Raw genomic sequence first — 17870 nt, forward strand, 5'->3', positions numbered from 1 at the left:
GGTGCTGGCCCCCGGCGGCTACCAGGGTGAGGACGCCGACGTGCTCGCCCGCTACGTGCTGACCCGTCAGAACGCCCAGCAGGCCTGCGGCGCGCTGATGGACCGGATAGAGAAGGACCAGGACCGGGTCACCGGTGACTACTCCGACTTCTGGGACCGGCGCAACTACCTCAACGACGTGCGCAAGGTCCGCGCGGCGGTCTTCCTGGTGCACGGCCTCAACGACTGGAACGTCAAGACCAAGCAGGCCGTCCAGTGGTGGGACGCCCTCGCGAAGCGGAACGTGCCCCGCAAGATCTGGCTCCACCAGGGCGCGCACTTCAACCCGTTCTCCTTCGCCGGGCGCAACGCCGAGTGGCTGCGCCAGCTCCACCGCTGGTTCGACTTCCACCTGTACGGCCTGCGCAACGGCATCATGGACGAGCCGCAGGCGGACGTGGAGTCGGGTCCGGGGCAGTGGGCGCAGCACGCCTCGTGGCCGCTGCCGGGCACCCGCGACGTACGGCTCCAGCTGGCCGCCGGGCAGGACGGCCGCAACGGCACCCTGGGCGCCGACCGTCCCCGAGGCCGCGCCGTCGTCGAGTCCTTCGTCGACCAGAGCACCCGCGGTGCCGATCAGCTCGTCGAGAACACCGAGGGCACCGACCCCAACCGCCTGGCCTACCTGTCGAGTCCGCTGGCCCGCGACGCGCGCCTGTCCGGCACCCCGGAGGTCTCGGTGCGGGCCGCGTTCAAGGGCGGGCGCTCGCCATACCTGACGGCGCTGCTCGTCGACTACGGCACCGACGCCCGCGCCTACGGCGACGTCGCCTACGGTGCCACCCAGGTCTGCTACGGCCAGGGCGTGCCCGGCGACACCGGTTGCGCCCGGCTGGCCGAGCACGTCACGGTGACCGCCCCCTACAAGATCATCACAAGGGGCTGGCTGGACGTCCGTAACCGCGACTCCGCGGCCAGGACCGAACTGCTGCGCGAGGACCGCTTCTACGACTTCCGCTTCGACCTCCAGCCCGGCGACTACGTCGTCAAGGCCGGTCACCGGATCGGCGTCGTGCTCATCTCCACGGACCGCGACTTCACGCTGCGCCTGCCCCCGGGCACCGCCGTCTCGGTCGACCCCCGCGCCAGCTCGGTCACCCTTCCCCTCGTCGGCGGCCGCTCCGCCCTCTAGGGTCACGGCCTCGATCCGGATGAGCGGGCACGTTCCCGGCGTACCTGCTCATCCGGATCGGGGAAGCCGTCGCTCCTGGCGGGCCGTCGTGTCCATCGAGCGTCCCGGGTGGGGGGAGGGGGCGGGGCCCGTCTGAGGGATGACCCTGGCATGTCCCTGACATCGGCTCGCGGGTCTGCCGCCGGGCCCGGCCAGGGCCTAGCGTTGAGGGCATGGGACGAATTCTTCTGATCGTGGCGGCCGTGGTGATCGCCTTCATCTTGCTGGGCTCGGTTCTGGGCTTCCTGTTCACGCTCCTCAAGTGGGCTCTGATCATCGGCCTGGTGGGCGTGGTGGTCATGTTCGCGAGCAGGCTCTTCCGCTCCTCGAACGTGCGCGACTGACCGACGCCCGGTGAGCCCGGCGGCCGCCCACCGGCACCCCGTGTCGCCGGTGGGCGGGCGGACGTCTCTGGTCAGTCCTGGGGCACCTGCTTCAGTTGGAGCTCGTCGAGCAGGGCCCGGGTCGCGGCGGTCACCGCGTCCACGGCCCTTTCGAAGGCCTCGGCGTTGCGCGCCGAGGGGGAGCGGAAACCCGACACCTTGCGGACGTACTGGAGCGCGGCGGCTCGTACGTCGTCGTCGGTCACGTCGCTGGCGTAGGGCTCACGGAGAGTCTTGATGCTGCGGCACATGACAGGACGGTACTCCGTCCCGTGCTTCTCCCGGTCCCGCCCGGCCATCCCGGCCGCGGGCCGCACCGTCACCGGGCCGGGCCAGGCCGAGTCAGGTCGCCGGCAGACCGTCACGCTCCCCCTGGACCGCGTCGGCGGCCAGCACGGCGTCGAGGAGGCCGGGAAAGAGCGTGTCGAGGTCGTGGCGGCGTAGCGCGTTCATCTTGGCGGTCCCTTGGTAGACCTGGCTGATCACACCCGCCTCGCGCAGCACCCGGAAGTGATGTGTGGTGGTCGATTTGGTGATCTCCAGCTCGATCGCCGAGCAGGGGGCACCCTCCCCCTCCCCCAGTCGCCGCAGGAAGCGTACGATCCGCAGGCGCATCGGGTCGGACAGCGCGTGCAGCACGCCCTCCAGCCGGATCTCCTGGCAGGCGGGGTGCGCCAGAGCCCTGACGGACGAGGTCGACACGGCGGCTCCCTTCCTGGAGATCGGTCCGATTGTACGAAAGGAATCGTAGTTTGACATCTATCGTAGTACGTCGATTATCGTACTAGAGGGTTGCCGGAGCACCGCCGGACGCCTCCGGAGAACGCGATCCCCCGAAGAAGGAGTACGGCAGTGAGTGTCCTGTTCGAGCCCGTGACATTGCGGAACCTCACCATCCCCAACCGGATCTGGATGGCCCCGATGTGCCAGTACTCCGCGGCGGTCGAGGGGCCCGACCAGGGGGCGCCGACCGACTGGCACCTGTCCCACCTGGCCGCTCGCGCGGTGGGCGGTGCCGGTCTCATCCTGGCCGAGGCCACCGCCGTCTCGCCGGAGGGCCGCATCAGCCCGGCGGACCTCGGACTCTGGAACGACCGCCAGCGGGAGGCGTTCACCCGTGTCACCCGCTTCCTGCGGGAACACGGCGCGGTGCCCGGCATCCAGCTCGCGCACGCCGGGCGCAAGGCCTCGGTCCGCCGTACCTGGGAGGGCGGTGGGCCCACCGGTCCAGGCGAGCACGGCTGGCAGCCGGTCGCGCCGAGCCCGGTCCCCTTCAACGACGGCCACCCCACCCCCGCGGAGCTGAGCGTCGGTGACATCGACCGGCTGGTGGGCGACTTCGCCGCGGCGGCGCGGCGGGCACTGGCCGCGGGCTTCCAGGTGGCCGAGATCCACGGCGCGCACGGCTACCTCATCGCCGAGTTCCTGTCGCCCTTCAGCAACCGCCGCACCGACGCGTACGGCGGCTCGTACGACAACCGCACCCGGTTCGCGCTCCGGGTCGTCGACGCGGTACGCGAGGTCTGGCCGGACGAGCTTCCCCTGTTCTTCCGCATCTCGGCCACGGACTGGCTGGCCGAGGATCCACGGGACGACCGTGAGGGCTGGAGCGCCGACGACACGGTCCGTTTCGCCAAGGACCTGCTCGCCCACGGTGTCGACCTGCTCGACGTCTCGACCGGGGGCAACGTCGCCGGCGCGCGCATTCCCACGGGCCCCGGCTACCAGGTGCCGTTCGCGGCGAAGGTGAAGGCCGAGACCGACCTGCCGGTGAGCGCGGTCGGAGAGATCACCCGGCCCCGGCAGGCTGAGGAGATCATCGCCTCCGGTCAGGCCGACGCCGTCATGCTCGGCCGCGAGCTGCTCCGCGACCCGTACTGGCCGAACCACGCCGCCCGCGAGCTCGGCGCAGCCGAAGGCCGCTGGCCCGACCAGTACCATCGCGCGGTCTGAGGCTCCGTCAGCCTTCACCCCGCGGGTCTCTCCCGAAGGAAGGGACGCGCGGGTGGAGACGGCCGGGGAAGGATTCAGCGGACCGGCCCGCCAGGGGGCGCACCCCCGGGGGTCGAGCGGGCCGGTCCGGGATCATGGGATGGCGCGGCGCAGGGCCAGTGCGTCCTGGCGGACCTTCGCGGGGGTCTGGCCGTCGATGAGCAGGCGGCGCATCAGGGCCGCGACCTCGCCCATGGTGTCCGGGCCGAAGCCGCGGCGGGTCACCTCCTGGGTGCCGATCCGCAGGCCCCGCCTGGGCTCCTCGGCAGGCCGGCCGGGCAGGCCGATGCCGCTGAGGTAGACGCCCCCCTCGGCCAGCAACCGGGCGGCCTCGTCCCCGCCGCCGAACGCGCCCGCGTCCACCGCCACATGGTGCGAGGCGGTCCAGCCCCGATGGGCGGCGATCACGGTGAAGCCCTCGCGGTCCAGCGCGGCGGCCAGCGCCCCGGCGTTGGCGATGCAGCGGTCGGCGTACCCGGAACCGCCCTCGGCGTGCTCCGCGGCGACGACGGCCAGCGGGGCCAGGCGGGAGGCGTCGTAGTTCGCGGTCAGGCCGGGGTAGGCCGCCGCCGCCACCTGTCGGGCGAGATCCTCGTCGCGGGTCACGACGGCCGCGCCAGGTGGCCCGCCGAAGGACTTGTAGGTGGACATGGTCATCAGGTGCGCGCCCTCGTCCAGCGGCCGCTGGAACCGGCCGCCCGCGATCAGTCCCGCCACGTGCGAGGCGTCATAGAGCAGCAGGGCGCCCACCTCGTCGCACGCCGCCCGCACCCGCGCCACGTCGTGGGGGAACAGCATCAGGCTCGCCCCGAGCACCACCAGCGCGGGCCGCCTCTCGCGCAGGAACGCCGGGAGGGCCGCGTGGTCGACGTCGAGCCGTCCGGCGTCGTAGGGCAGGTCGACGACCCGCAGGCCACGGATCCCGGCGGCGCCCTGGGCGTGGTGGCTGGTGTGGCCCCCGGCGGCCTGAGGCAGCACCGCGATCGTGTCGCCGGGGCCGGCGAACGCGCTGTAGCAGGCGAGGTTGGCCAGTGTGGCGCTCTGCAGCCGCACCTCGGCGAACTCGCCGCCCATCAGCGCCGCGATCTGGAGCGGGACCAGCACCTCCAGCACGTCCAGCTCCTCCAGGCCGGTCTGGCGTTTGTCCCCCGGCCAGCCCATCGAAGGCCGGCAGCCCAGGGAGATCTCATGGGCGGCCCTGGCGCGCTCGCTCATCGTGTTGGTGCCCGCGTACAGGACCACACCGTCCTCGTCGAGGCGGCCGCGGTGCTCGGCCAGCACCGCGTCGACCAGCCTGGTCACCGACTCCAGGCTCAGCCCCGACACCTCGGCCTCGAGCTCGGCCAGGCGCGGCTGTGCCTGGGGCGGTGCCCACGGGGCGACGCGGCTGCGCTCCTGCACGAAGCTCCTTTCACAGGGCTGTCAGGCGGCTCTCACGAGGTGGACCCCTCCAAAACGAATACTGTGACGCTACGGCCAGTGCCGGGGGGAGTCATCGTTCCGCCAGCGGAGATCCTTCCTACATCTGTAGGATTGGAACGTGATCGCGGATGATGTTCAGGACCTGCTGGAGGCGCTGGCCGCGAGCGTGGGCAGGGGCATGTCCGTCGACGACCTGGAGGGGCGGGTCGTCGCGCACAGCGCCCATCACGGGGAGGTCGACCAGGTCAGGGCCCGCGCCATTCTGTCACGGTCGGTTCCCGCGGCGGTGGGGGCCTGGCAGGAGAAGCACGGGGTGGCCTCGACCCGAGAGCCGGTCAGGGTTCCGGAGAATCCCTCACTGGGCATGGCGGCCCGGCTCTGCGTGCCCCTGCTCCACCAGGACCGCCGGGTCGGCTACCTGTGGATCATCGAGGGCCCGGGGCCGTTGAACCCGCAGGAGCAGGGCCGGGCCGTGCGTGACGCCGCCGCGATCGCGGCCCTGCTGGACGACGGCGGCAGCTCCCACACCCTGAGCCTCCTGCTCACCGGAGAGATCGGTGTGCGGCGTGCGGCCGGCGTGCTCGGGGAGGGGCCGCTGCGCGTCCTGGCGCTGCGGGGCGACCCGGCCTCCCTGCGTGAGGCGGTCGGCGCGGAGCTGGCCAGGACGCGCCGGCCGCCGGCCTTCACGATCCTGGACCGGCACGCCGTGCTGCTGCTCAACCGTGGCGAGGACGCGACGGCGCTGGGGGAGCGGCTGGCCGCGCGGGCCCGCACGGGCGCCGGGGTCAGCGCACCGCACCCGGGGCTTGAGTCAGCCGTACGGGCACATGAGGAGGCGCTCACCGCGGCCAGGGCGGCGGCGGCGGAACCGGCGCTGCGGCCGGTCGCCCACTGGCCGGACCTGGGCGTCTACCGGCTGCTCGCCGAGCCGGTCGCCGGTACTCCCGGTACTCCCGGCACGCTCGGCGGTCCGCTTGACGCTCTGCGGGAGCATCCGGCACTCCTGGTCACCCTGGAGACCTACCTGGACAGCGGGGGAGACGCCCAGGAGACCGCCCGGCTGCTCCACCTGCACCGCACCAGCCTCTATTACCGCCTCACCAGAATCGAGCAGCTGGCCGGCCGCAACCTCAAGAACGGAACCCACAGGTTAGAACTTCATCTCGCGCTGAAGCTCGGTCGCTGGAATGCGGTGTAACGGCCGGACAATCCGGGCACAGCTCTGCGATGCCGCAGTTGATCAGCGAGATCATGACCGTCGTCATCGTGCTCACGCTCATCCCGCTGTCGTTGGTCATCGTGTCGGTGGTCGTCCTCGTCGCACTCGCGGCGTTGGCTCTGGCGACACCACGGGAGCAGGATGGAGGAACGACTTCCCGGAGGTAGACGATGCGGCAGCTCAGCGCGGTGGACACGCAGTTCCTGAATTTCGAGACCTCGACGAACGTCGCGAACATCGGAGGGCTCGCGATCCTGTCGGGCAGGCTGTCGCGGAGCGACCTGGTGTCGCTGCTTGCCCGGCGGCTCCACCTGGCCGCGCCCTTCCGCAGGCGACTCCTCTCCGTCCCGTTCGGCCTGGACCATCCGTACTGGACCGAGGACTCCAGGATCGACCTCGACTACCACGTGCGCGAGATCGCGCTGCCCGGACCGGGCAGCGACGAGCAGCTGGGTGAGCAGGTGGCCAGGCTGCACGCCCGCTGCCTCGACCGGCGGCGGCCGCTCTGGGAGATGTATCTGATCCACGGTCTGGCCGGCGACCGTACGGCCCTCTACACGAAGGTCCACCACGCCGCGGTCGACGGCGTCACCGGCGCCGACGTGCTGGCCAGCCTGCTGGACACCTCCCCCGAGCCCGCCGAGGTCGAGATGGCGCCCGCGGCCGAGCCCGAGGAGCGGATCGACACGCGGGAGATGGTCACCAGGGGGATCGTCAAGGCGGTGGTCAACCCGGCCAACACGGTGCGGTTCCTGCTCAACGCCGTCCCGCACCTGGACGAGATCCCCCTGATCTCCCAGGTGCCCGGGGCCGGGCTGGTCTCGCGGCTCACCCGGCAGCTGGCCAACCGCCTGTCGGGTACCGCGGAGGTGCCCGACATGCCGCGGATGGCCGTCCCACGTACCCCCTTCAGCGGCAGGATCAGCGCGCACCGCAGGTTCGCCTACGCCGCCCTGCCGCTGGAGGACGTCAAGCTGGTCAAGAACGCCCTCGGCGTCACGGTGAACGACGTGGTGATGGCCCTGTGCGCCGGGGCGTTGCGCCAGTGGCTGATCAAGCACGACGCGCTGCCCGAGCAGCCTCTCGTCGCGGGGGTGCCGTTCTCGCTCCGCGTCCCCGGTGACCGGCGCGCGGGCAACCAGGTCACCATCATGATCACCACACTGGCGACGCAGGTGGCCGACCCACTGGAACGGCTGCTGGCGGTACGTGACGCGATGCGGCTGATCAAGGATCGCTCGTCGCTGGCGCCGGCCAGCTGGATTCAGGAGCTCAGCGACATAATGCCCTCCGCGCTGACCGGCCTGGCCTCCCGGGCGGCCTTCAACCTCTTCGCTGACAGCGCGGGCCCGATCAACGTGATGATCTCCAACGTGCCCGGCCCGCAACTCCCCCTCTATGTGAGCGGTGCCCGGCTGCTGTCGTACTACCCCGTCTCGGTGGTGACCGACGCCAGTGGCGGCCTCAACATCACGGTCTTCTCCTACGACGGCTCACTTGACGTCGGCGTGATCGCCTGCCGTGAGATGGTTCCCGATGTCTGGGCCGTCACCGACTATCTCAGAGACGCCCTGCTGGAACTGAAGCTCCTCGCTGAGCAGCAGTGACAGGCCGGGCGCGCCCTTGACGAAGCGCAGGGTCTTCTCCAGGCAGACGATCGAGCCCCGCTCGTGCCTGTTGACGAAACGGATGTCGTCGGCCAGGGCGCGCATGATCAGCAGGCCCCGGCCTTGTTCGGAGGTGGGGGCGGGGAAGGCGGGGCCCGAGAAGTCGAAGCCGTCGCCGGCGTCCACCACCTTGATCACGCAACGGTCCCTGGACAGCTCGGTGCTGACCATGTAGTCGTCACTGGGGGTGGCGTGCTTGACGGCGTTGGAACACGCCTCCGAGAGCATGAGCTGGATGTCCTCGCGGATCTGGGACACCACGCCAAGGGCGCGGAGCGAGGCGTCGAGAAGTTGCCTGATCACGGGAACGCTGGCGGCGTCACGCGGCAGACGCAACGCGATAGTGGCCTCCACGGTGTCCTCCTTTCGCAGCCGGTCACCTAAAGGCTTGCCCGGCACGCTCCGTCCTAACCGGAGATGGTTGATCGTGACTCCGGATATCGGAAAGGCGCGGCAAAGTTCGGTGCATGAAAAAATGTGGCACGGCAGCAGGACAGCCGGTCCGCCTGAGGCGGACCGGCTGTCCTGCGACTCTTCGCCTCAGCCCGAGAACGCGTCGATCGCGGCCTGGCAGAAGGCCTTGAGGTCGTCGGGCCTGCGGCTGGTGATCAGCGTGTTCGGACCCGAGGTGCAGATCACGACCTCGTGGTCCTCCCAGTTCGCACCGGCGTTGCGCAGGTCGGTCGCGAGGCTCGGCCAGGACGTGACCTTGCGCCCGCGTACCACGTCCGCCTCGATCAGCGTCCAGGGCGCGTGGCAGATGGCCGCGACGGGCTTGCCCGCGTCGAAGAAGCCCTTCGCGAAGCCGACCGCCTCGGGCACGGTACGCAGCAGGTCGGGATTGGCGACGCCGCCCGGCAGCACCAGCCCGTCGAAGTCGGCGGCGGAGACCTCCTCGACCGTCGCGTCCACGGGGAACCGGTCGGCCCTGTCGAGGTGGTTGAACGCCTGGACCTGACCCCGCTCGGTGGAGATGAGCCTTGGGGTGGCCCCAGCCCGCTTGACGGCGTTCCACGGCTCGGTGAGCTCGACCTGCTCGATGCCCTCCGGGGCCACGAGGAAAGCGATCGTCTTGGCGTTCGGCATGTCGTCCCCTTTGTGACGTGCGGTGATGTCTTCAGGGGGGCGTCATGCCCGGGGTTCCGGAATCTATGCGAGAGCTACTGATTCCAGGACGAACCTTGCGACGGCGGAGGCCGGAGCCGATGAGCCGGGTGATGAGCTCGCGCGAGGAGACGGCCTCCGCGCCCAGCGCGACGGCCCGCTCGTAGAAGGTCTCGGGAACGTCGTAGTGGTCGCGGTCGAACGCCTGGGGCGGCACGCCCAGCAGCTCCGCGAAGGCGTGCAGTTCCCCGGTCGAGCTGTCGCTGACCAGGTGCGACCAGAACAGAGCGTGTGGACCCGGCCAGTTGGGCGGGTCGATGAGCACGCTCACCGCCGGGCGAGGTCGAGCGCGACCTCCAGGGCGGCGGCCCGGCGCTCCTCGTCGGAGATCGTCTCGTCCCTGAGGATGATCCACGCGGCGTGCAGCGCGAACAGGGCCATCGAGTTTTTCAGCCGGGTGGCGGTGGGATCGTCCGGCTCGACGAGGAAGGTGAGCAGGTCCAGCATCCGGTGGCGGGTCTTCTCCATCGTCGGATGGTTCTTGAGCGAGGTCTGGTTGCGCTCGAAGAACCGCATGATCTCGTGGTGCCGGCCCCGGTGCAGGTCGTCGGAGTAACGGCGGAGCAGTTCGCGGCGCGTCTCCTCGGTGCGCGGCTGGGACGAGGCCCAGGCGATCAGCTCCTCGACCGCGCGCACCCGGTCCTCGGCCAGGCTGGCGACGATGTCGTCCTTGTTTTTGAAGTGGTAGTAGAGAGCCGCCTTGGTCACGCCGAGGGCCTCGGCTATCTCGCGAAGCGAGGTGGCCTCGTAGCCCTGCTCGACGAAAAGAGTCAGGGCGACGTCCTGAATACGCGTCCGGGTATCGGCGTGTTCCCTCATGGTTCCCTTACCGAGAAATCAGCTTGACGGCCGGCAAGTAAGCGGCCTACATTTCCAGCATATCCGACACTAGCCGGTCGGCAAGTAAGCAAGATCTCTTCTAGGGGGGCGAAGTGAAGGAGACCGCGGCCTTACCGGCGCGGCGCCGTGAGGTCATGGTAGTGCTACCGGGCCTGATGCTCGCGATGGTGCTGGCCATGCTCGACAACATGATCGTCGGCACCGCCATGCCCCGCATCGTCGGCGAGCTCGGCGGGCTGACGCACCTGTCCTGGGTGGTGACCGCCTACGTGCTCGGCGCCACCGTCTCGACCCCCATCTGGGGCAAGATCGGTGACCTGTACGGCAGGAAGAACATCTTCCTCGCCTCCATCGTCATCTTCATGATCGGCTCCGTGCTCTGCGGCATGGCGGGCTCGGAGATGCTCGGCGGCCCGTCCGACGGGATGGTGCAGCTCATCGCGTTCCGCGCGTTCCAGGGCCTCGGCGCGGGCGGCCTGATGGTCAACGCCATGGCCATCATCGGCGATCTCGTCCCGCCCCGCGAGCGCGGCCAGTACCAGGGCATCATGGCCGCCGTGATGTCACTGGCCATGATCGCCGGCCCGCTCGTCGGCGGATTCATCACCGACCACCTCGACTGGCGCTGGGCCTTCTACGTGAACCTGCCCATCGGGTTCGTCGCGCTGGCCCTGCTGGCGATCAAGCTGAAGCTGCCCAGGTACCGCACCGAGCACCGCATCGACTGGCTCGGTGCCGCCCTGCTCTCGGTCGGCATCACCGCGCTGGTCCTCATCACCACCTGGGGCGGCAACGACTACGGGTGGAACTCGCCGCAGATCCTCGGTCTGGTGGCCCTCGCCGTCGTCACGCTGGCCCTGTTCATCCCGGTGGAGCGCCGCGCCGCCGAGCCCATCATGCCGCTCAACGTCTTCCGCGACCGCAACTTCAGCCTGATCTCGGGTGTGGGCTTCCTGCTCGGCTTCGCCATGTTCGGTGCCATCAACTTCCTGCCGCTGTTCCAGCAGACGGTCCAGGGGGCCTCGGCCACCAACTCCGGCCTGCTGCTGCTCCCGATGATGGCCGCCTCCATGGTGGTCTCGCTCTTCGTCGGCCGCGCCATCACCCAGACGGGCAAGTACAAGATCTACCCGGTCCTCGGCGGCGCGATCATGGCGATCGGCATGTGGCTGCTCTCCCTGATGGACGTCCACACACCCGCCTGGCAGACCGGCGTGTTCATCGCGGTGCTCGGCCTCGGCATGGGCTTCCTGATGCAGACCACCATGCTGATCGCCCAGAACAGCGTCGAGCAGAAGGACCTCGGTGTCGCCAGCAGCGCCTCGACCTTCTTCCGCTCCATCGGCGGCTCGTTCGGCGTCTCGCTGTTCGGCGCGATCTTCAACAACCGCCTCACCTCCAACCTGGAGAGCAAGCTGGGCGCCGCGGGCGAGCAGCTCGCCTCCGGCGGCGCCCAGTTCAACCCGGCAGCCCTGCACGAGCTGCCCTCGGGAGTACGGATCGGCTTCCTGGAGTCGCTGGCCGACTCCATCTCCGGCGTCTTCTGGTGGGCGATCCTGTTCGCCGTCCTGGTTCCGCTGCTGGCGGCCTTCATCAAGGAGGTCCCGCTGCGCGGCGGCACCGAGAGCGCCAAGGAGGCCGAGGCCCAGGTGCCGGTGCTCGACTGATCAGAGATCCTGGGTGCGGACCCCCGGCTTCGGCCGTGAGGCCGACCCGTCCTTCGCTGGAGCCACAGCGTGGCGGGCGTCAACAACCGATCCCAAGTTCCGACCCAGCGATTCCCAAGCCGCCCTCGCCACGATGAGGGGCATGAAGACGACCATCCCCGCCGCCGGGTACCTCACCCGGCGGCCTTCCGCCGCCGACGCCCCCGAGATCCACGAGCTGATCTCGCTCTGCGACACCCAGGTGATCGGCAAGGCCGACATGACCCTCGACGACGTCGCCGACCAGCTGAACGAATCCTCCTTCGATGTGGACTCCGACGGCTGGCTCGTCCACGACGAGAGCGGGCGCCTGGTGGCCTGGGCCTGGGCCTGCCGCAAGGGCGCCAGTGACAACGTCGACGTCGACGTCGTGGTGCACCCCGGCGCGCCGGAGCTGACCGGCCCGCTCTGGGAGACCGTGACCGAGCGGGCCAGGCGGATCGCCGCCGAGCTGGGCCACGACCGGGCCGTGGTGGACATCGGGATCTACCGCGAGGACAGCGGCAAGCGCGCCGTCGCCGCCGCCCGCGGCTTCAGCGCCGCCACCAGCTTCATCCGGCTCCGCGCCGACCACACCGGGCCGGTCGGCCGCCCCGGGGCGCCGGCCGGGATGACCGTGCACGACGGGCTCACCGAGGAGGTGCGCCGCCAGGGCCACGCCGTGGAGCAGGCCGGCTTCGCCGACCACTTCGGGTTCGCCCCGAAGGACTACGACGAGTGGTACGACGAGCTGAACTCCTCGGTCAACACCGACTGGTCGCAACTGGCGGTCGCCCGCCTCGACGGCGAGCCCGTGGCGATGCTGCTGGGGACCAACGCCTTCCTCGGGGACGAGAACTGCGGCTACGTGCGCAGGCTGGCGGTGCTCCCCGCCTTCAGGGGCCGCGGCCTGGGCCGGTTCATGCTGCGCGGGGCGTTCGCCGACGACGCTCGTCGCGGGCGGGTCGGCACCTACCTGCACGTCGACGCCAACAACAGCACGCCCGCCCTCGACCTCTACCTCTCGGTGGGCATGCGCCAGGTGCTGGCCATCGACGTCTGGCGGCGCACGATCTGACCCGCACCGTATGGCGCCATCGAGCGGGGAAGGCGCTCTCAGCCGGTGGGAGGTCAGTCGTCAGGAGTCACCCGGTGCTTGGAGAGGTGGGCCAGGACCGCCTGGTTGGCCTCCCAGCCGTCGGGGAACTTCACCGGCACGCCGAGCTGGACCGGCTCGGCCGACGGGTGGGCGTCCAGCAGCTCGGGAATGCCCGCCCTGGCCACCACGACGCAGGCGTGGCGGTGCCGGGAGGCGAGCACGCACAGCCGCCCCGACTCCAGGTGGAACGCGGTGGCGTCGCGGCGCCCGGAGAGGGGATGGAGCACGATCGTCACGTCGTACTCCCGGCCCTGCAGGCGGTTGGCGGTGTCCACCGTGATCTCCGGCGGCACCCCGGCGGCCCTGATCGCGGACACCTGGTCGCGGTGCGCGGCGCCGATGGCGATCCGGTCGGCCGTGACGGGATGGCTGCCGCGCTCGGAGTGCGCGACCGGACTCCGCTGGAGCAGCCGCGTCGCCAGGCTCGCGGTCGCCAGCACGGCCTCCGCGTCGGTGCGCACCGTGTGGCGGCTGGGCAGCTCGTACAGTGCCCAGCCAGACCCGGCCGCCTCCTCCAGCGCCAGATCGAAGGGGGTGCGCATGCCGTTCACCGTGAACTCCAGCGACCGGTCGGCGGGGCCCGTCCCCGCGCGGAACCCGGTGAAGGGGTAGAACGCCTCGGAGACCACGGGCGCGGCCGAGGCGGGCAGCCGCCAGGAGACCGGCAGCCGGTGCACCGGCAGGTCGGGGTTGTGCCGCAGCAGCACCGAGACCGCGCTCTGCACCGGGTCCCACGACAGGCCCGCCCAGCGGTCGCCGTCCACGATCGAGAACGGGTCGAGCTGGCCGGGGTCGCCCACGAACAACGACCGCTCGAACAGCGAGGCGATGCGCAGCAGCTTGTCCGAACGCATCTGGTAGGCCTCGTCGACGATGGCCCAGGGCCAGGTGCGGTCGCCGATCCATGCCCACTTGTCGGCGGTGGCGATCACCACGGCCGGGTCCCCCAGATCGGGCAGCTTGCCCGCGACCGAGACGTTGGGCAGGGCGAGGATGCGGCCGGGCGTGATGTAGCCGCTCGCCGAGAGGCGGCCGACCCCCAGATCGGGATGCTCGGCCGCGAGCCGTTCCACCAGGTCGTCCACCTGCTCGTTGGTCTGCGCGACGATCATCAGCGGCTCGCCGGTCTCGGCGATGTGCCCCGCGGCCTTGACCACCAGCGTGGACTTGCCCGCGCCCGGCGGCGAGTCCACGACCACGCCGCGGTGACGGGGCAGGTCGGCCAGGACGGCGTCCACCACGGCCGCCGCCTCCTGCTGCGGCGTCATGCCACGCCTCCGCCACTGCCCGCCGGGTCCGTGTCGCGGCCCGTCACCCGGGCACGGCGCCCGGGTGACGCGCCCGCCGCTCCGGCACCGGCGGCCTGGTCCTCCGGCGTCGCCGCCGAGCGGGGAGCACACACGGCCGGGAGAGACACCGGCCGGCCGTGCGGGGTCCGGTGAACGCTCAAAGCCATTCCTCCTGCGCGTCGTCGTCGCCGGGCTCGTACTCCTCCGGCGGCCCGCCATGGGTCCACGGCGTCTGCTCGGGGTCCGGCAGCGCCGCCGACGACTGGAAGTCGTCCGTCAGTGAGGTGTACGAGACCCGCTCGCCCGGTTCGGGCACCGAACCCGGAGCCGGGGTCCTGCCCCGCCCCATCCCCTTGGTGATCTTAAGGGTGATCTCCCCGTCGACGACCTCGACGATCTCGGCCGCGTGGCCACGCCGGTCGGGGCTGCCGACGGTGGTGCCGGGCGTGAGCCGCACCGGGTCGCCGGTCCTCACCGTGATCAGGGGCCGGAGCTTGCGCGAGCGGCCCTCGCCCTCGCTGTGCTCGGGGTCGGCGGCGATCACCGTCCCGGCGAAGGCCTCACCGGTCAGCCGGTACTCGGCCATGAGCAGCGGGTCGTCGTGGGCCCGCTGCACGTCGTAGCTCGCCCGTGCCCGCTCCAGCCCCGCCAGCCGCGCGGCGGCGCTCACCGCTCCGTCCCTGCGGGCCTGCGGCGGGCTCCCCTCGGCGATCCGCTCGACGAACCGGGTGAACGACCCGCGGTCGATCTCCCAGCGGTCCTTCACCCGCGAGCCCTCCGGCAGCGACCGCAGCAGGTCGACGGTCCGCCACATCAGCCGCCAGGTGGGGTCGAGCTGGGTGCGCAGCGCCTGGCTGACCCGGTCGACGGCACGGTCGGTCGGCGCCTCCTCGTAGGCGCGGATCGCGGGAGCGAGCACCTCGTTGTCGAAGCCCGGGTCGGTGGTGGGGCCCGCCGGCGGCCAGAGCAGCGGGTCCTCGGCCTCCTCGGCCGCCCGGTGCCCGGACATTCCCGGCGGCGGGTCGATCCATCCCAGCAGCGCCGCCAAATTGGCGTCCTCCAGGCTGCTCTGCCCGGTCGCCCAGTGCAGGCTCAGTGCCTCGGTCGCCGCGAGCAGCACCGAGGAGCCCGGCTGCTGGGACCGGTCGGCGAAGTAGGTCAGCCACCGGCCGAGCAGCGGCACCGACGGGTGCACCGGGTAGGGGCCCTCGGCCCTGCGGAACCTGGTGGAACGGCCGAGCAGCCCGGTGAACGAGGCGGCGGACCGGTTCGGCACCAGGATCTGCGGCGCGTCCAGGCACCGCTCGTACGGCTCGCCGCCCTTGCGCTCGACCGTCTCGGTGCTTTTCTCGAACCCCTCGATGTAGGGCAGCAGCACCTCGGCCAGCCCGGCGGCGAAGGCGAACCGCAGGTCCCGGTTGCGGGGCTGGGGGACGACGAGCAGCCGGGGGTGACCCGGGTCGGTGCCCACCATGGCGGCCAGTGGCGCGGCGGCCTCGCCCGCGAGCTTGAGCGGGATGAGCACCAGCGGCTGGGCGGAGATGTGGCAGTGCCTGACCGTGGTGATCCGCTGCGCGACACCGTCCCTGACGGCCCGCAGTCGCGCCAGCGCCGTCAGCGCGCTCACCTGTCGTCCGCTCTCGCCGCGGTGACCCCCGGCGCGACCGGCCCGGTGGCCTCGACGATCCTCACCGCAGCGACTCCTCGCGCAGCCGGTCCGCCAGCCGGAGCAGGCGGGCGATCTCCTCCTGGCCCTCGGCCACCTCGCGGGTGCCCTCGGCCAGGCCGAGCGCTTCGTGCATGCCGGAGACGCCGCCCAGCTGGTCGCGGATCTGACGCCCGAGCAGGTCGGTGGATCCGCAGGCGCGGGCCTCGTGACGGCAGAACATGCACATGTCGCAGGTGGACAGGCAGTCGGGCGCGTAGCGGGCGGGTACCTGAAGCAGCGCCTGGGTCAGCTCGTCCGCCGAGCGGGTCGGCACCCCGTCCTCGCCGGGGGCCAGGTCGAAGGTGAGGTCGTCCGGCAGGCCCTCCAGCAGGTACTCGACCCTGGTCATCCTGGTGAGCTGGCGGCCCAGCACCGACAGTTGCCTGCGCACGTCGACCAGCGCCGCGGTCGGGCGGTTGGCGAAGTTCTCCGGGCAGACGAGCACCACGTCGTGGGAGACGCGCTCCGGGTCGTGTCCGAGGTCGGCCATGAGCGTGCGCAACGCCAGGACGTAGACCGCCGCCTGCCGTGCCGCCGCCGCGACCTTGTCAGGTTCGGCCTGGCCGTCGATCATGCCGAACGACTTGATCTCCACGATGTGGAAGCGCCCGCCGACCTGGAAGGCCACCACGTCCGGTTCGAGGTAGGAGGTGTGCCCGGCGATCTCCAGGCTGAACAGCGGGTGGTCGTAGAACACCGCGGTCCCGTCGTCCTCGCGCGCCGCGCGGTCGATCAGCGCCCGGGTGTGCGAGTGGCGCAGGTGGGAGCCGACGCTCTCCACGTCCCGGTAGCCGACCTGGGCGACGGACAGGCCGAGCAGTTCGCGCAGCAGCCGCAGCAGCTCGGCGCAGCCGTTCTCCTTGACCAGCGACTCGAAGACGTTCCCGCGGGTGATCGCGAACTGGGACTGGCCGAACGGGGCGGGGAAACCGACGTGCCGGGCCGTGCGGTCCTTGTCCACGCCCGCGGCGTCCATCACCGCCCGGCGCGCGCAGCCGGGGTTGGCGGCCAGCGCCGCGATGGCCCGTGCGTCGTGCGGGCGGGCGGGCATCGTCCCGCGCAGCTCGTCAAGCCTGTTCAGGAAGGCCCTCTCCCGAAGGCTGTTCATGTGCGGGTCCCCCCGTCCAGCCTGGTCTTCAACAGGCCCCCCTCAAGGTGTTCATTGCGGTGACGCCGAACAGGCGCTCGACGTCCGGTAGCTGCCTCGTCGCCCGCGCCGCCAGGTCGGCCCGCTGCGCGCTGTCGGCGGCCCGGTGCACCTCCAGCTCGGCTCGCGCCGCGCGGATCGCGGTCGCGGGGTCGGCCGGGGCGAAGCCCTCGACGGCGCCCGGGATGTTCTGCGCCATCCGCGACAACAGCCGCACCGCCCCCGCCGGCGGCTCGGCCAGCCGCGCCAGGTGCTCGGCGATGCGCATGGTCGAGGTGAGGAAGTCGACGCGCGGGCTCAGCGGTCCCAGCACCCGCGACTCGGCCGGCCAGGTGCTGTCGGCGAGCAGCCCCCGGGCGGGGGAGAGCCGGTCGGTCAGCGCGGCGCACAGGTAGTACGGCCTGGCGTAGGGGTCGCCGCGGAACGAGCGCTCCTCGTCTCGGCGCAGGCTGGTCAGCTGTGAGCTGCGGAGCTCGCGGGAGAAGAACGCGTCGTTCACCGCCACGATGAGCTTGGCCGAGGTCGGCACGCCCAGCATGGCCAGCGCCTGGTGCACCTGCTCCCTGATGGGCAGCAGCGAGGTCTCGGGCTCGCACGCGGGCGTCGGCGCCTCGGAGGTTATCGCCGCGTCCCATGCCTGTTCGGCTCTGCGCAACTCCCCGCGCAGCGACCGGGCGAGCGAGTTCTCCTTCGCCTTGACCGCCCGTCGCACTTCGGCGCGGAGGTCGGCTATTCGCCGTTCCAGCGCGTCCAGTGAATCACTCACGGCCCGGAGCGTAACAGGAGTTCCACTGGTCTCCCTTCAATTCCAGTGAATTCCAGCATTAAAGAGCAGCTCATCGCATCGCGATAACGGGATGAAAAGGGCATTTGATGCGTAACCTACTGCTAGAGGTGAAGAACCTGACAGGTGTCGCGCGCCCCGCCAGCCGAGACGTCCAGACCGAGATGAGTCACCATCACGAAACCGGCGGCGACCGTTACA

19 protein-coding genes are annotated in these 17870 nt (G+C 71.1%); 8 read left to right on the forward strand and 11 right to left on the reverse strand.

Going from position 1 to position 17870, the window contains the following annotated elements:
• Together ABT130_RS37860 and ABT130_RS37865 are read left to right on the forward strand one after the other, a co-directional pair.
• Window positions 1-1171 (forward strand): CocE/NonD family hydrolase C-terminal non-catalytic domain-containing protein (locus tag ABT130_RS37860; RefSeq protein ID WP_350963947.1); only part of this gene is annotated, 1171 nt, incomplete at its 5' end.
• A gap of 212 nt (window positions 1172-1383) precedes the next feature.
• Window positions 1384-1554, forward strand: coding sequence for a hypothetical protein (locus tag ABT130_RS37865; RefSeq protein ID WP_169750237.1), 171 nt, complete (start codon window positions 1384-1386; stop codon window positions 1552-1554).
• 71 nt (window positions 1555-1625) lie between these two features.
• Here the strand turns inward: ABT130_RS37865 and ABT130_RS37870 are convergent, their stop codons facing one another.
• The gene (locus ABT130_RS37870) at window positions 1626-1844 is read right to left on the reverse strand and encodes a DUF2277 domain-containing protein (protein WP_350963949.1); all 219 of its coding nucleotides are present in this window, start codon (window positions 1842-1844) and stop codon (window positions 1626-1628) included.
• A gap of 91 nt (window positions 1845-1935) precedes the next feature.
• Window positions 1936-2295 (reverse strand): ArsR/SmtB family transcription factor, encoded by a 360-nt coding sequence (locus ABT130_RS37875; protein ID WP_350927550.1) that lies wholly within the window; start codon window positions 2293-2295, stop codon window positions 1936-1938.
• Window positions 2296-2445: 150 nt separating this feature from the next.
• Between ABT130_RS37875 and ABT130_RS37880 the strand changes: the two genes are divergently transcribed.
• Window positions 2446-3546, forward strand: coding sequence for an NADH:flavin oxidoreductase/NADH oxidase (locus ABT130_RS37880; protein WP_350963952.1), 1101 nt, complete (start codon window positions 2446-2448; stop codon window positions 3544-3546).
• 132 nt (window positions 3547-3678) lie between these two features.
• On the opposite strand, the gene glyA is transcribed toward ABT130_RS37880, so the two are convergent.
• Window positions 3679-4986: a serine hydroxymethyltransferase gene (gene glyA / locus ABT130_RS37885; protein ID WP_350963955.1), complete on the reverse strand. Its 1308-nt coding sequence runs from the start codon at window positions 4984-4986 to the stop codon at window positions 3679-3681.
• Between the two features lie 139 nt (window positions 4987-5125).
• Here glyA and ABT130_RS37890 point away from each other — a divergent pair, with 139 nt between their 5' ends.
• From ABT130_RS37890 to ABT130_RS37900, 3 genes are read left to right on the forward strand one after another with little or no spacing between them, the layout of a single operon-like run.
• Complete coding sequence (locus ABT130_RS37890; RefSeq protein WP_350927556.1) at window positions 5126-6205, forward strand: PucR family transcriptional regulator; 1080 nt, start codon at window positions 5126-5128, stop codon at window positions 6203-6205.
• 29 nt (window positions 6206-6234) lie between these two features.
• A complete protein-coding gene (locus ABT130_RS37895; RefSeq protein WP_350927558.1) occupies window positions 6235-6393 on the forward strand; it encodes a hypothetical protein in 159 nt (52 codons plus the stop codon).
• A 3-nt stretch (window positions 6394-6396) separates the two neighbouring features.
• Window positions 6397-7833, forward strand: coding sequence for a WS/DGAT/MGAT family O-acyltransferase (locus ABT130_RS37900; RefSeq protein ID WP_350963957.1), 1437 nt, complete (start codon window positions 6397-6399; stop codon window positions 7831-7833).
• On the opposite strand, the gene ABT130_RS37905 is transcribed toward ABT130_RS37900, so the two are convergent.
• The 4 genes from ABT130_RS37905 to ABT130_RS37920 all read right to left on the reverse strand — a co-directional run bounded on the left by ABT130_RS37905 (window position 7720) and on the right by ABT130_RS37920 (window position 9876).
• Window positions 7720-8247 (reverse strand): ATP-binding protein, encoded by a 528-nt coding sequence (locus ABT130_RS37905; RefSeq protein ID WP_350963960.1) that lies wholly within the window; start codon window positions 8245-8247, stop codon window positions 7720-7722. The genes ABT130_RS37900 and ABT130_RS37905 overlap by 114 nt on opposite strands.
• Window positions 8248-8433: 186 nt before the next feature.
• The gene (locus tag ABT130_RS37910) at window positions 8434-8979 is read right to left on the reverse strand and encodes a type 1 glutamine amidotransferase domain-containing protein (RefSeq protein ID WP_350963962.1); all 546 of its coding nucleotides are present in this window, start codon (window positions 8977-8979) and stop codon (window positions 8434-8436) included.
• Window positions 8980-9010: 31 nt separating this feature from the next.
• A complete protein-coding gene (locus ABT130_RS37915; protein ID WP_350963965.1) occupies window positions 9011-9328 on the reverse strand; it encodes a DUF4031 domain-containing protein in 318 nt (105 codons plus the stop codon).
• On the reverse strand, window positions 9325-9876 hold the full coding sequence (locus ABT130_RS37920) for a TetR/AcrR family transcriptional regulator (protein WP_350927566.1): 552 nt from the start codon (window positions 9874-9876) through the stop codon (window positions 9325-9327). Before ABT130_RS37920 ends, ABT130_RS37915 begins: the two co-directional genes overlap by 4 nt.
• Before the next feature lie 155 nt (window positions 9877-10031).
• On the opposite strand from ABT130_RS37920, the gene ABT130_RS37925 reads away from it, so the two are divergent.
• Together ABT130_RS37925 and ABT130_RS37930 are read left to right on the forward strand one after the other, a co-directional pair.
• Window positions 10032-11564: an MDR family MFS transporter gene (locus tag ABT130_RS37925; RefSeq protein ID WP_350963967.1), complete on the forward strand. Its 1533-nt coding sequence runs from the start codon at window positions 10032-10034 to the stop codon at window positions 11562-11564.
• 142 nt (window positions 11565-11706) lie between these two features.
• Window positions 11707-12660 (forward strand): GNAT family N-acetyltransferase, encoded by a 954-nt coding sequence (locus ABT130_RS37930; RefSeq protein ID WP_350963970.1) that lies wholly within the window; start codon window positions 11707-11709, stop codon window positions 12658-12660.
• A gap of 53 nt (window positions 12661-12713) precedes the next feature.
• On the opposite strand, the gene ABT130_RS37935 is transcribed toward ABT130_RS37930, so the two are convergent.
• The 4 genes from ABT130_RS37935 to ABT130_RS37950 all read right to left on the reverse strand — a co-directional run bounded on the left by ABT130_RS37935 (window position 12714) and on the right by ABT130_RS37950 (window position 17651).
• A complete protein-coding gene (locus ABT130_RS37935; protein ID WP_350963972.1) occupies window positions 12714-14009 on the reverse strand; it encodes an AAA family ATPase in 1296 nt (431 codons plus the stop codon).
• Between the two features lie 178 nt (window positions 14010-14187).
• Window positions 14188-15657, reverse strand: a complete 1470-nt coding sequence (locus ABT130_RS37940; protein WP_350927574.1) for a hypothetical protein — start codon at window positions 15655-15657, stop codon at window positions 14188-14190.
• A 61-nt stretch (window positions 15658-15718) separates the two neighbouring features.
• Window positions 15719-16846 carry a hypothetical protein gene (locus ABT130_RS37945; protein ID WP_350927576.1) on the reverse strand — a complete coding sequence of 376 codons (1128 nt, stop codon included), beginning with the start codon at window positions 16844-16846 and terminating at the stop codon, window positions 15719-15721.
• A 28-nt stretch (window positions 16847-16874) separates the two neighbouring features.
• Window positions 16875-17651: a hypothetical protein gene (locus ABT130_RS37950; protein WP_350963975.1), complete on the reverse strand. Its 777-nt coding sequence runs from the start codon at window positions 17649-17651 to the stop codon at window positions 16875-16877.
• Window positions 17652-17870: the final 219 nt, after the last annotated feature.

The organism is Streptosporangium sp. NPDC001681 (assembly GCF_040298085.1).
In the GTDB taxonomy this organism is placed as follows: Bacteria; Actinomycetota; Actinomycetes; order Streptosporangiales; family Streptosporangiaceae; genus Streptosporangium.